The sequence below is a fragment of the Cellulomonas avistercoris genome (assembly GCF_014836445.1).
Taxonomy (GTDB): domain Bacteria; phylum Actinomycetota; class Actinomycetes; order Actinomycetales; family Cellulomonadaceae; genus Cellulomonas; species Cellulomonas avistercoris.
Genome location: NZ_JACSQV010000013.1, coordinates 35,608 through 48,147, shown reverse-complemented (window position 1 = coordinate 48,147; position 12,540 = coordinate 35,608). Strand labels below are relative to the sequence as shown.

Sequence of the window (12,540 nt, the reverse complement as noted above, 5' to 3'; positions counted from 1 at the left end):
CGCGACGCGCGGGCGTCAGCCCTCGACGGTCGCGCGCTGCACGCCACCGGGGAGGTCGACCTCGACCACGTCGCCGGGCCGCAGCTGCCGGCCGCGACGGGTCTCGGGCTCGCCGTTCACGGTGACGGCGCCGTCGTCGAGCAGCGCGCGGGCCTGGCCGCCGGTGTCCGCGATGCCCCCGAGCTTGAGGAACTGGCCGAGGCGGATGGGCTCGTCGTCGTGGGTCACCTCCCCAGTGTCGCAGGCGATCCTTCACCCTTGCGTTATTTAACTAGGCGATCACATACTGGCTCGTGCACCCCATGGACGCCCTCGGTGATCCCGTCCGCCGCCGCCTCGTCGAGCTCATCGGCGCGGGCGAGCGACCGGCGGGCGAGCTCGCCGCAGCCGTGGGCGCCGACTTCGGCATCAGCCAGCCCGCGGTCTCGCGTCACCTGCGGGTGCTGCGCGAGGCCGGCCTGGTCGTCGCGCGACCCCGCGGGACGACGCGGCTGTACGCGGTGCGGCCGGAGGCGGTCGACGAGGTCGGACGCTGGGCGGCGTCGGTCGTGCGGGACTGGTCGCCGCGGCTCGACGCGCTCGCGACCGAGGTCGCGCGCGGACGGCGCACGGTGCCGGGCCGGGCGCAGGACGGCGCGGGGACCCGCGCGACGAGCACGCACCAGGAGGAGGACGCATGAGCGCACGCACGCCCGACGACGGCACCGTCACGATCGGTCCGGACGCCGCCGAGGTCACGTTCCGCCGGCCCTACGCGACGACGCCCGAGGACCTGTGGGACGCCGTGACCGACCCGGACCGGGCGCGGCGGTGGCTCGGCGCCCTCCACGGGGACCTGCGGCAGGGCGGGACGTACGAGCTGCGCATGGGAGAGGACCGCCCGGACGCCGACGACGTCGCGCACGGCGAGATCCTCCTGTGCGAGCCGCCGCGCGTCCTCGAGCTCACGTGGCGCTTCCCCGGGGAGCGCGAGTCCCGCGTGCGGGCGACCGTCGAGCAGGACGGGGAGGGCGCGCTGCTCGTCCTCCGGCACACGGCGCTCGACGCGGCCGCCGCGCGCGGGTACGGCGGGGGCTGGCACGTGCTCCTCGACCAGCTCGACGACCACTGTGCGGGGCGGCCCGTCCGGGCGTGGGACGAGCTCTACGGCGAGCGCAGCGCACGCTACGCGGACGCCGGCTGACCCCGGCGGCGAGAAACGTCGCGGCGGTGGCACGGGGCCCGGCCTAGACTCGACGCCGTGATCTCCCGCATCGACCTCCGCGGTCGCCGTCCGTCGCGTCGTGAGCTCCTCGCCGAGCTGCCCCGGGCGGAGCTCGACGTCGAGCACGCCACGGCGGTCGTCGCTCCGATCCTCGAGGACGTGCGCACACGGGGCGCGGCCGCACTCCGTGACCTGGCCGAGCGGTTCGACGGTGTGCGGCCGGCCTATCTGCGGGTGCCGGCCGACGTCCTCGCCGGTGCGACCGCGGCCATCGACCCGCAGGTGCGCGAGGCGCTCGAGGAGACGATCGCGCGCGTGCGGCGCGTGCACGCCGCGCAGCGCCCCCAGGACTTCACGGTCGAGGTCGCGCCGGGCGCCCAGGTGCGCCAGCGCTGGCTCCCCGTGCGGCGCGTGGGCCTGTACGTGCCGGGCGGGCTGGCCGTGTACCCCTCGTCCGTCGTCATGAACGTCGTCGCGGCGCAGGAGGCGGGCGTCGGGTCCCTCGCGGTGGTCTCCCCGCCGCAGAAGGACCGCGACGGCCTGCCGGACCCGGTTGTCCTCGCGACGTGCGCGCTGCTCGGTGTCGACGAGGTGTACGCCGCAGGCGGTGCGCAGGCGGTCGCGATGCTCGCGTACGGCGCGGACGGCAGTGACGACGTCGACGGCGAGACGCTGTGCGAGCCGGTCGACGTCATCACCGGACCGGGCAACGTGTACGTGGCCGCCGCCAAGCGGCTCGTGCGCGGGCTCGTGGGGATCGACTCGGAGGCCGGCCCGACGGAGATCGCGATCCTCGCCGACGGGACGGCCGACCCCGTGCACGTCGCCGCCGACCTCGTCTCGCAGGCCGAGCACGACCCGCTGGCCGCGGCCGTGCTCGTCACGCCGTCGGTCGAGCTGGCCGGGGCCGTCGAGGCCAAGCTCGTCGACCTGGTGGAGGTCACCGCGAACCGCGACCGGGTCGCGGCCGCGCTGCGGGGGACCCAGTCGGCGATCGTCCTCGTGGACGACCTCGAGGCCGGTCTGGACGTCGTCAACGCCTACGGCGCCGAGCACCTCGAGATCCAGACGGTCGACGCCGCGGCGTGGGCGGAGCGCGTCACGAGCGCCGGTGCCATCTTCGTGGGGCCGTGGTCGCCGGTGTCGCTCGGCGACTACATGGCGGGGTCGAACCACGTCCTGCCCACGGGCGGGTGCGCGCACTTCTCGAGCGGCCTGGGCGTGCACTCGTTCCTGCGCGCCGTGCAGGTCGTCGAGTACGACGCCGACGCGCTCGCGGCCGTGGCGGACCGGGTGGTCGCCCTCGCCGACGCCGAGGGCCTGCCCGCCCACGGCGAGGCGGTCCGCGCGCGGTTCTGACGCGGCACCGCACCCGCTGCGGCCCGAGCGCTCAGCCCACCCCGAGGACGAACGGCAGCACCTCGGTCGCGCCCGCGCGGCGCAGCATGCGTCCGGCGACCGTCAGCGTCCACCCGGTGTCGGTGCGGTCGTCGACCAGCAGGACCCGCAGCCCGTCGACGCCCTCGGCGACGTCGGGCGGCAGGTCGAGGTGGCGCAGCACGTCGGCGAGCCGCTGCGCCGAGTTCACGTCGTGCCGGGCCGGCGACCCGGTGGGCACGAGCGCGCCCAGCAGCGGGACGCCCAGCAGGCGCGCCGTGCCCGCGGCGAGGTGCTCCACCAGCGCGGCACGGCTCTCGGAGGCGACCGCGACGACCGCGTCCACCTGCGGGCCCCACGCGTCGAGCACCGTGCGGACCGCCGGGCGCAGGTTCGCCGGCAGCTCGGAGGGCACCTGCTCGCGCAGGGCCTCGCGCAGCGGACCGCCCCAGCCGAGCGCGTCGAGCCGCCCGACCGCACGTCCCTCGCCCACCTGCTCGCCGGCCGCGATGCGGCCCTTGAGGTCGAGACCGAGCGTGCTCAGGCCGGACGGCCACTGCCGGCGTGCCGTGACGGGCTCGCCGGGCACCGCGAGCAGCTCGCGCGCGTGGTCCACGGCCGAGGCGTCGGGCACGGCGCCGACGGCCGTCCCCGTGCACCGGTCGCACCGGCCGCAGCGCCAGCCCTCGGGCAGCTCGGGGTCGTCGAGCGCGGCGCGCAGGAAGGCCATGCGGCAGCCGTCGGTGGCCTGGTAGTCGAGCATGGTCTGCTGCTCGGCCCGCCGGGCCGCGGTGACGCGCGCGTACCGCTCGCCGTCGTAGGTCCACGGCCGCCCGGTCGACTCCCAGCCGCCCCGCACACGGCGCACGGCACCGTCGACGTCGAGCACCTTGAGCATCCCCTCGAGGCGGCTGCGGCGCAGGCTGACGAACGTCTCGAGCGCTGCCGTCGACAGCGTGCCCTGGGCGTCGAGCGCCGCGAGCGTCGCGCGGACCTGGTCCTCGGGCGGGAACGCGGTCGACGCGAACCACTCCCAGATCGCCTGGTCGTCGTGGCCGGGCAGCAGGACGACGTCGGCGCGCGCCGTCGCGCGCCCGGCGCGCCCGACCTGCTGGTAGTAGGCGATCGGCGAGGACGGCGCACCCATGTGCACGACGAAGCCCAGGTCGGGCTTGTCGTAGCCCATGCCGAGCGCCGACGTCGCGACCAGGGCCTTCACGCGGTTCGCGAGCAGGTCCGCCTCGATCGACTCGCGCTCCGTCGGGTCGGTCTGCCCCGTGTACGCGCGCACGTCGAGCCCGGCGGAGCGCAGGTGCTCGGTCACCTGGTCGACCGCGGCGATCGTCAGGCAGTACACGATGCCCGAGCCCTCGAGCGTCGGCAGGGTCGCGGCGAGCCACGCCAGCCGCGTCGCGACGTCGGGCAGCTGCGTGACCTGCAGGCGCAGGCTCGGGCGGTCGAGCGTGCCGCGCAGCACGAGCGTGCCGTCCTGCGCCGTGACGCCGGCGTCGGTCACGGCGAGCTGCTCGGCGACGTCCGCCGTGACGCGCTCGTTCGCCGTGGCGGTCGTCGCGAGGACCGGCACGCCGGCGGGCAGGTCCGCCAGCAGCGTCCCGATGCGCCGGTAGTCGGGCCGGAAGTCGTGCCCCCAGTCGGACACGCAGTGCGCCTCGTCCACCACGACGAGGCCGGCGTCCGCGGCGAGCCGCGGCAGGACCTCGTCCCGGAAGCCGGGGTTGTTGAGCCGCTCGGGGGAGACGAGGAGCACGTCGACCTCGCCGGCGGCGATCCGCGCGTGCACGTCCTGCCAGTCCTGCTGGTTGGCCGAGTTGAGCGTCTCGGCCGCGATGCCGGCGCGGCGCGCGGCGTCCACCTGGTTGCGCATGAGCGCGAGCAGCGGGGACACGATGATCGTGGCACCACGCGGCGGACCGGCGGCCCCGCGACGCAGCAGCGCGGTCGCGACGAAGTAGACGGCGGACTTGCCCCACCCCGTGCGCTGCACCACGAGCACGCGGCGCCGGTCCGCGACGAGCGCCTCGACGGCCTGCCACTGGTCCTCGTGCAGCCGCGCGTCCGGGCGCCCGACGAGCTGGCGCAGCACCTCCTCGGCCTGCGCGCGCAGCGCGACCCGGTCGACGGCGTTCGCGGGCGCGGCGGTGTGCGGGGGCATGTCCGGCAGCGTACGTCCGCGCGCCGACACCGACCGCCGGGCGGGCGCCGCCGCCGAGCGGGGCCCGGCGGAACCTAGACTCGGGGCGTGACCGCCGCCCCTGACCTGTCGCCCGGCACGCTGCCGCTGCGCCCCGAGCTCGTCGGCCTCGAGCCGTACGGCGCGCCGCAGCTCGACGTCCCGGTGCCGCTCAACGTCAACGAGAACCCGTACCCGCCGTCCGAGGAGGTCGTCGCGGACGTCGCGGCGGCCGTCGCCGGGGCGACGCGCGGGCTCAACCGCTACCCGGACCGCGACTTCGCCGACCTGCGCGCCGACCTCGCCGCGTACCTCGAGGTCGAGTCGGGTGTGCACCGCGAGCCCGAGCAGATGTGGGCGGCGAACGGCTCGAACGAGATCATGCTGCACCTCCTGCAGGCGTTCGGTGGGCCCGGCCGCACCGCGCTGTCGTTCGCGCCGACGTACTCGATGTACCCCGAGTACGCGCGCGACACGTCGACCGCCTGGGTCATGGGGCGGCGCGCCGAGGACTTCACGCTCGACCCCGAGAGCGCGCGCGCGACCGTGGCGGAGCACCGGCCGAGCGTCGTGCTGCTCGCGAGCCCCAACAACCCGACCGGCACCGCGCTGCCGCTCGACACCGTGCGCGCCGTGCTCGACGCGGCGTCGCGCGTGCCCGGCGGCTGCGTGGTCGTCGTCGACGAGGCGTACGGCGAGTTCCGCCGTGCCGGGACGCCGTCGGCCCTCGAGCTGCTCGCCGACCACCCGCACCTGGCCGTGACGCGGACCATGTCGAAGGCGTTCGGCCTGGCCGGTGCCCGGGTCGGGTACCTGTCGGCGTCGCGCGAGCTGGTCGACGCGCTGCGGGTGGTGCGGCTGCCGTACCACCTGTCGGCCGTGACCCAGGCCGTGGCCCGCGCCGCGCTGCGCCACGCACCTCAGCTGATGGCGCAGGTCGGCTCGCTGCGCGCCGAGCGGGACGCGCTCGTCGCGTGGCTGCGGGACCACGGGTTCGTCGCGGCGGACTCCGACGCCAACTTCGTGCTGTTCGGCACGTTCGACGACCGCCACGCGGTCTGGCAGGGTCTGCTCGACCGCGGGGTCCTCGTGCGTGTCACGGGCCCCGAGGGGTGGCTGCGGGTGTCGGTCGGCACCCCGGCGGAGACGTCGGCGTTCAAGGACGCCCTGGTGGAGGTGACGGGACGATGAGTGAGGCACGCCGCCGTACGGCGCGCATCGAGCGCAGCACGAGCGAGTCCAGCGTGCTGGTCGAGCTCGACCTCGACGGCACGGGACGCACGCAGATCGACACGAGCGTGCCGTTCTACGACCACATGCTCACGGCGCTCGGCAAGCACTCGCTCATCGACCTGACGGTGCAGGCGAAGGGCGACACCCACATCGACGTGCACCACACGGTCGAGGACACCGCCATCGTCCTGGGTCAGGCGCTGCGCGAGGCGCTGGGGGACAAGCGCGGCATCGCGCGGTACGGCGACGCGACGGTCCCGCTCGACGAGGCGCTGGCCCAGGCGGTCGTCGACGTGTCCGGCCGGCCCTACCTCGTGCACACCGGTGAGCCCGCGGGCCAGGAGTACCACCTCATCGGCGGGCACTTCACGGGATCCCTCACGGCCCACGTGCTCGAGTCGATCGCGCACCACGCGGCGTTCAGCATGCACGTCCGCGTGCTCGCCGGCCGTGACCCGCACCACATCGTCGAGGCGCAGTTCAAGGCGCTCGCCCGCGCGCTGCGCGCGGCGGTCGCGCTCGACCCGCGCGTCGACGGCGTCCCGTCCACGAAGGGCGCGCTGTGAGCGGGGACGACCTCGGCGACCTCCAGGTCCCCGACGACCTCTCGGGGCTGACCGCGGCCCAGCCGCCCTCGGTCGCCGTGGTCGTCACGCAGGTCGCGGTCGCCGACGCGCTCGCCGCCGCGTGCTCGCTCGCGTCGGTCGACGTGGACGCCGTGCCGTCGCCCGTCGGGGCGCTCGCGGTCCTGCGCGACCCCGCGGCCGGCGCCGCGGCCGCGGGTGCGGTCTCGCGGCTCCTGCGGCAGGTCCCCGTCGTGCTGCTGGAGCGGCGCGAGGGCAAGGTCTCGGCCTCGCAGTGGGTCGGTGGCGCGCACGAGAAGGACCTGCCCGCCGGTCTCGTGCTCTCCGGTGCCCCGCCGGTGCTCGAGGACCTGCTGCTGGGCGACGTCCCCGCCTCGGAGGTCGAGGGCGTCGTCTCGTCCGTGGGGCTCTCCCGCTGGAAGGCCATGCGGCTGCTCGCGTCCCACCGGCGCTGAGCGGGTCGCGCCGCCGCCGGTCCCGGACGCGTCCCGTGGTCCGGACGGCCTCCGGTCCGTGTCGCGGCCGCGGGTACCCTGTCCGCGTGTCTCCCCGTGTCGTCGTACTCGACTACGGCTTCGGCAACGTGCGCTCCGCGGTCCGCGCGCTCGCCCGGGTCGGTGCCGACGTCGTGCTGACCGCCGACAAGCAGGCGGCGCTCGACGCCGACGGCCTCGTCGTGCCCGGTGTCGGCGCGTTCGCGGCCTGCATGGCCGGTCTGCGTGCCGTCGGCGGTGACCGGATCGTCGACCGGCGCCTGGCCGGTGGCCGCCCCGTCCTCGGCATCTGCGTCGGCATGCAGGTCATGTTCGACGAGGGCGTCGAGCACGGCGTGCGCGCCGAGGGCCTCGGCGAGTGGCCCGGCGTGGTCGACCGCCTCGAGGCCGACGTCGTCCCGCACATGGGCTGGGCGCAGGTGACGCCGGCCCCGGGTTCGGTGCTGTTCGACGGTCTGGCGGACGAGCGCTTCTACTTCGTCCACTCCTACGCCGCCCGCACGTTCCCGCTGGCGGAGCAGGCGCCCGTGGGGGACCACCCCCTGCCCGCGCCGCTGGTCACCTGGTCGGAGCACGGCGGCCCGTTCGTGGCCGCGGTCGAGAACGGCCCGCTCGCGGCCACCCAGTTCCACCCTGAGAAGTCCGGCGACGCCGGCGCGCAGCTGCTGTCCCACTGGGTCGGCACGCTGCGCTGAGCACCGCCCGGCACCGGCCCCGCACGGGACCGGTGCGGCACCACCCGGAGAGGACCCATGACTTCCACGCGTGAGCCCAGGCTCGAGCTGCTGCCCGCCGTCGACGTCGCCAACGGCCAGGCCGTGCGGCTCGTGCAGGGGGAGGCGCAGTCGGCGACCTCCTACGGCGACCCCCTGGCCGCGGCCCTCGACTGGTACGCGGGCGGTGCGGAGTGGATCCACCTGGTGGACCTCGACGCGGCCTTCGAGCGCGGCAGCAACGCCGTCCTGCTCGGCCACGTCGCCGCGGAGCTGGCCGACAAGGGCGTCAAGGTCGAGATCTCCGGCGGCATCCGCGACGACGAGTCGCTCGAGCGCGCGCTGGCCACGGGCGCGACGCGCGTCAACCTCGGCACGGCCGCCCTCGTGGACCCCGAGTGGACGGCCCGTGTCATCGCGTCGCACGGCGACCAGATCGCGGTCGGGCTCGACGTGCGCGGCACGACGCTCGCAGCGCGCGGCTGGACGCAGGAGGGCGGCGACCTGTGGGAGGTGCTGGCGCGCCTCGACGCGGCCGGCTGCTCGCGGTACGTCGTCACCGACGTCACCAAGGACGGCACGCTGCGGGGGCCCAACCTCGACCTGCTGCGCGAGGTGTGCGCCCGGACGTCGGCGCCCGTGGTCGCGTCGGGCGGGATCGCCAGCCTGGACGACCTGCGCGCGCTGCGGACGCTGGTGCCGGTCGGCGTCGAGGGCGCGATCGTCGGCAAGGCGCTGTACGCCAACGCGTTCACGCTGCCGCAGGCCCTGGACGTCGCCGGGCGCGCGTGACGGGCCGCGAGCTGCCCCCGTCGTCCCCGTTCGCGGGGGACGACGGGTCGCCCGACCCCGGCCTCACCGAGGTCCTGGGCCGCTACGCCACGGGGGACGCAGCGCTCGCCGACGTCGTCGCGGCGCTCGCCCCGACGCGGGTCCTGGTGCCCGTCCTGGCCGAGCTCGAGGCCGCGGGCGTCGTCGAGCACGACGGCCACGAGCACACGGTCGACAAGGAGGCGTCGGCCGGCATCGTCGCGCTGCGCACGCCGGACGGCCGTACCGCGCTGCCCGTCTTCTCGGGCGTGGCGGCCATGGCCCGGTGGCGGCCCGACGCGCGACCCGTCCCGACGGCCGTGCCCCGCGCCGCGCTCTCCGCGGTCGCGGAGGGCTGGGAGGTGCTCGTCCTGGACCCCGCCGGCCCGGTCACCGTCGCGCTGCCCCGCACCGCCGTGTACGCGCTGGCCCAGGGGCTGGCCTGGCGGCCCGCGGTGCTCGACGGGCTCGTCGACGACGAGGTGCGTGCCGCGGTGGGTGCCGCCCTGGCGGACGTGCGCCTCGTCGTCGCGGCCGACGCGGTCCCCGGGACGCGCGCCGAGGTCGCGGTCCGCCTCGCGCTGCCCGCGGGCCTCGACCGTGCGGGCCTCGACCGTGTCCTGGCCGAGGTCAACGACGCGCTCGCGCACGACCCGGTCATCGCCGCGCGCGTCGACTCCCTGGAGCTGCGGGTGCGCCCCGCCTGACGCTCAGCGCCGGCGGACGGCCCACGCGAGGGCCCACACGCTCGCGACGACCGTCACGGCGACCTGCCCGCCGAGGATGGCGCGGTCGACGTCGACGGCGGGGTGCCAGCGGGCTCCCTCGCCGTCCAGCTCGTAGACACCGAGCGGGCGCACGCGTGCCGCGAACCCGCCGCCGCCCCCGTCGCCCGTGCCGCGCGCACCCGGCCGGCCCGGACGCTCCGCCGCGTCCGGCTGTCCGTCTCCCTCGGCGTGGCCGACGTCGCCGTCGCCCCTGCCCGCGCCCGAGCCCGTCATGCCCGTGACCCGTGCGACCGGCACCACGAGCCGCCCGTCGCGCTCGTACGGCTCACCGAACACCCGGCGCACCGTGAAGGTGTCGGCGGCCGCGCGCGTCAGGCTGCCCGGGTCGAAGCTCCGCTCGTCCATGCGTGGCCGTCCTCTCGTCGTGGTGGTTCGCCCGCGCGGTCAGCCGTGCGCTCAGTCGCAGGTCGGTGCGGGTGCGAAGGCGGTGTCGTCGCCCAGCATGGCGCGCAGCGTGCTGACGGGCACGAGAAAGCTCATGCCGTCCGCGTTCTTCGCGTACACGACGCCGATCACGCGACCCTGCGCGTCGAGCGCCGCCGAACCCGAGCTGCCGGGCTCGACGGGGGCGTCCGTCACGAGCACCTCGCCGAGGTTCGCGTGCAGCGGGTCGGTGACCGCGCCGACGACGGTGCCGTCGGTCACGGTCAGCTGCCGGCCCAGCGGGTAGCCGACCACCGTCACCGCGTCACCGACCTGCGGGTCGGCGTCGGCGAGCACCGGGGCGGCGGGCAGGGCGTCGACCGTCCGGACGACCGCCAGGTCCGCCAGCCCCGCCGTGCTCGCGGCCTCGGCGCCGACGTCCCGGCCGTCGTACGTGCTCAGCTGCAGCTCCGCGGAGTCCGCGACGACGTGCCGGTTGGTGACGAGCGTGTGCTCGTCGAGCGCGAAGCCCGATCCGGTCGACAGCGCGCCGCACCCGATGTTGCGGATGCGTACCGCCATGCGCTGCGCCGCGTCGAAGCCGTCCGGCGACAGCTGGGTGCCGCCCGCCGACGCGCTGGGCGCGGGCGCCGCGCTGGGGACGACGCTCGTGGGGACGGGCGGGGGAGGCGCGGGCAGGTACGCGCAGCCGGCGAGACCGACGAGGAGGGCCAGCGTGCCGAGCGCGGCAGCCGCGGGACGGCCCGGGACCAGGGGCGTCACCGCCCGAGCTCGCTCTGCAGCTGCGTGTTGGCGTCCGTGGCGGCACCGCACACCCGCTCGACGTCCGAGCGGAACCGCGCGATGTCCGCCGCGTCGTAGGACGCCGCGTCCTCGAGGTACCCGATGAGCTTCTCCTGCCCGTCGATGCACGTCGTCAGGGCGGTCGCGACGCGGCCCGCGGCCTGCGAGACCCGCGCCTGGTAGTCGGCGAGCTGCTGCTGGACGGCCGTCGTGTCGCCGAGCTGGGCCTTCTCGTCGGCCAGCTCCGTGATGCGCGTCGTCGCGGCGGCGAGCTGGGTGCGCGTCGCGTCGAGCTCGCCGGTCGTGGCCTCGAGGTCCGCCTGGGCCCGGGCGAGCTCCTCGCCGTGCGCACGTGCGAGCTCCTCCCACCCCGCGGCGGACTCCTGCCACGCGCGCGTCGTCGTCCACAGCCGCCACCCCAGGACGGCGGACGCCACGAGGACGGCGACGAGCAGCACGGCGAGCACCGGGACCGCGCGGCCGGAACGGCGAGGCGGGGCGGCGTCGGGGACCGGGTCGGCGGACGGCGCGGCGGCGGGTGCCGTCCCCGCCCAGCCCGAGGACAGGGGCGCGGTCGGTGTCGGGGTCGCGGGCGCCGGACGGGCGTGCCCCGGGTCGGGAAGGGATCCGTGCGGTCCGGTCATCGGCCCAGGATAGGGCGGGAGCCACAGCCGTCCGGCGACCACCTGTCGGCCGCGCGCCCGCGGCGGTGCGCGACGCACGACCGGGGGCAGCGACCTTCCGGGCATCCCGGGCGCCGGTGCCGGCGACCCCAGGTCGAGGAGTGACCATGGTCGACCGTGCGTTCCGCCTACTCCGACGTCCTGCGTCTGCCGGGCGTGCTGCGGCTCTTCCTCATCGCCCTCGTCGCGCGGCTCCCGCACGCGATGTCCGGCGTGGTCCTGACGCTGCACGTCGTCGGCGCTCTCGACGAGGGCTACGGGCGTGCCGGCATCGTCACCGCGTCGCTGACCGTCGGGCTGGCGGTCGGCGCGCCGTGGCGCGGACGCCTCGTGGACCGTCTCGGCCTGCGCCGCGCGGTGCTGCCGTCGATCGTGGTCGAGTCCGCCGTGTGGCTCGTCGCGCCGCACCTCGGGTACGGGGCGCTGATCGCGGTGGCGTTCCTCGGCGGGCTGTTCCTCGTGCCGGTGTTCTCGGTGGTGCGGCAGTCGCTCTCGGTGCTCGTGCCGCCCGCGCAGCAGCAGGCGGCGTTCGCGCTGGACTCGGTCTGCACCGAGCTGACCTTCATGCTGGCGCCGGTCCTCGGGGTGCTGCTCGTGACGCAGGGGTCGAGCCTGGTCGGTCTCACGGTCGTCGGTGTCGCGACGGTCGGGGCCGGTGCGCTGCTGCTGTGGGCGAACCCGCCCACCCGGTCGGCACCGCGCCCGGACCTGGCCCCCGAGGAGCCGGGCGGCCGTGTCGTGACCCCGCAGCTGCTCGTCGTGCTGCTCGCGGCCGTCGCGGCGTCCTTCGTCCTCATCGGCACGGACGTCTCGCTCGTCGCGGAGCTGAACGACGCGGGCCGGGCCGGGGACGTCGGCTGGATGCTCGCGCTGTGGGCAGGCGGTTCGTTGGTGGGGGGCCTCGTGCACGGCACGCGCGCGCGGCAGCCGTCGCCGCTGGCCCTCGTCGCGGTGCTGGCGGTCGCCACGGTCCCGGCCGTGCTCGCCTCCGGCCCTCTGATGCTCGCCGTCGCGATGTTCGTCGCCGGGCTGCCGTGCGCGCCGGCGCTCTCCTCGATCAACGCGACGCTGGTCCGGCTCGTCCCGGAGCACCGGCGTGGTGAGGTCATGGGCTGGGCGGGCACGATGCAGACCTTCGGCAACGCGCTCGGCGCGCCGGTCTGCGGCATGGTGATCGACCGTGCCGGTGCCGGCGCCGGGTTCGCCACCGCGGCCGTCGTGGGTGGCGCGGTCGCGGGCGCCGGGCTGGTCGTCGTCGCGCTCGCCGGCCGGCGCCGCGCGGCGCTCGCGGCCGCG

The 12,540-nt window shown here is 76.3% G+C and carries 15 protein-coding genes; 10 read left to right on the top strand and 5 right to left on the bottom strand.

Features of this window, described 5'->3' with window-relative positions; translation table 11 throughout:
- Window positions 1-15: 15 nt before the first annotated feature.
- Window positions 16-228 (bottom strand): RNA-binding S4 domain-containing protein, encoded by a 213-nt coding sequence (locus H9657_RS14545; RefSeq protein ID WP_191784140.1) that lies wholly within the window; start codon window positions 226-228, stop codon window positions 16-18.
- A gap of 74 nt (window positions 229-302) precedes the next feature.
- Between H9657_RS14545 and H9657_RS14540 the strand changes: the two genes are divergently transcribed.
- The 3 genes from H9657_RS14540 to hisD are packed head-to-tail and all read left to right on the top strand — an operon-like array spanning window position 303 to window position 2,563.
- A complete protein-coding gene (locus tag H9657_RS14540; protein WP_225215366.1) occupies window positions 303-680 on the top strand; it encodes an ArsR/SmtB family transcription factor in 378 nt (125 codons plus the stop codon).
- Window positions 677-1,183, top strand: coding sequence for an SRPBCC family protein (locus H9657_RS14535; RefSeq protein ID WP_191784138.1), 507 nt, complete (start codon window positions 677-679; stop codon window positions 1,181-1,183). Before H9657_RS14540 ends, H9657_RS14535 begins: the two co-directional genes overlap by 4 nt.
- Before the next feature lie 57 nt (window positions 1,184-1,240).
- The gene (gene hisD / locus H9657_RS14530) at window positions 1,241-2,563 is read left to right on the top strand and encodes a histidinol dehydrogenase (RefSeq protein ID WP_191784137.1); all 1,323 of its coding nucleotides are present in this window, start codon (window positions 1,241-1,243) and stop codon (window positions 2,561-2,563) included.
- A gap of 31 nt (window positions 2,564-2,594) precedes the next feature.
- Here the strand turns inward: hisD and H9657_RS14525 are convergent, their stop codons facing one another.
- Entirely contained in the window at window positions 2,595-4,754 is a 2,160-nt protein-coding gene (locus tag H9657_RS14525) for a RecQ family ATP-dependent DNA helicase (RefSeq protein ID WP_191784136.1), read from the bottom strand.
- A gap of 87 nt (window positions 4,755-4,841) precedes the next feature.
- Between H9657_RS14525 and H9657_RS14520 the strand changes: the two genes are divergently transcribed.
- The 6 genes from H9657_RS14520 to H9657_RS14495 all read left to right on the top strand — a co-directional run bounded on the left by H9657_RS14520 (window position 4,842) and on the right by H9657_RS14495 (window position 9,313).
- Window positions 4,842-5,963 carry a histidinol-phosphate transaminase gene (locus H9657_RS14520; protein WP_191784135.1) on the top strand — a complete coding sequence of 374 codons (1,122 nt, stop codon included), beginning with the start codon at window positions 4,842-4,844 and terminating at the stop codon, window positions 5,961-5,963.
- Complete coding sequence (gene hisB, locus H9657_RS14515) at window positions 5,960-6,571, top strand: imidazoleglycerol-phosphate dehydratase HisB (protein WP_191784134.1); 612 nt, start codon at window positions 5,960-5,962, stop codon at window positions 6,569-6,571. The genes H9657_RS14520 and hisB overlap by 4 nt, the downstream gene beginning before the upstream one ends.
- The gene (locus H9657_RS14510; protein ID WP_191784133.1) at window positions 6,568-7,044 is read left to right on the top strand and encodes a hypothetical protein; all 477 of its coding nucleotides are present in this window, start codon (window positions 6,568-6,570) and stop codon (window positions 7,042-7,044) included. The genes hisB and H9657_RS14510 overlap by 4 nt, the downstream gene beginning before the upstream one ends.
- A gap of 86 nt (window positions 7,045-7,130) precedes the next feature.
- A complete protein-coding gene (gene hisH, locus H9657_RS14505; protein WP_191784132.1) occupies window positions 7,131-7,778 on the top strand; it encodes an imidazole glycerol phosphate synthase subunit HisH in 648 nt (215 codons plus the stop codon).
- 57 nt (window positions 7,779-7,835) lie between these two features.
- Window positions 7,836-8,588, top strand: coding sequence for a bifunctional 1-(5-phosphoribosyl)-5-((5-phosphoribosylamino)methylideneamino)imidazole-4-carboxamide isomerase/phosphoribosylanthranilate isomerase PriA (priA, locus tag H9657_RS14500; protein WP_191784131.1), 753 nt, complete (start codon window positions 7,836-7,838; stop codon window positions 8,586-8,588).
- Window positions 8,585-9,313, top strand: a complete 729-nt coding sequence (locus tag H9657_RS14495; RefSeq protein ID WP_191784130.1) for an SseB family protein — start codon at window positions 8,585-8,587, stop codon at window positions 9,311-9,313. Before priA ends, H9657_RS14495 begins: the two co-directional genes overlap by 4 nt.
- Window positions 9,314-9,316: 3 nt before the next feature.
- Here the strand turns inward: H9657_RS14495 and H9657_RS14490 are convergent, their stop codons facing one another.
- The 3 genes from H9657_RS14490 to H9657_RS14480 are packed head-to-tail and all read right to left on the bottom strand — an operon-like array spanning window position 9,317 to window position 11,205.
- Window positions 9,317-9,739, bottom strand: a complete 423-nt coding sequence (locus H9657_RS14490; protein ID WP_191784129.1) for a sporulation protein — start codon at window positions 9,737-9,739, stop codon at window positions 9,317-9,319.
- Between the two features lie 51 nt (window positions 9,740-9,790).
- Window positions 9,791-10,531: a S1C family serine protease gene (locus H9657_RS14485; protein ID WP_191784238.1), complete on the bottom strand. Its 741-nt coding sequence runs from the start codon at window positions 10,529-10,531 to the stop codon at window positions 9,791-9,793.
- Window positions 10,532-10,536: 5 nt separating this feature from the next.
- Window positions 10,537-11,205: an MlaD family protein gene (locus H9657_RS14480; RefSeq protein ID WP_191784128.1), complete on the bottom strand. Its 669-nt coding sequence runs from the start codon at window positions 11,203-11,205 to the stop codon at window positions 10,537-10,539.
- 156 nt (window positions 11,206-11,361) lie between these two features.
- Here H9657_RS14480 and H9657_RS14475 point away from each other — a divergent pair.
- A partial coding sequence (locus H9657_RS14475; RefSeq protein ID WP_318241521.1) for an MFS transporter occupies window positions 11,362-12,540 on the top strand: 1,179 nt, incomplete at its 3' end.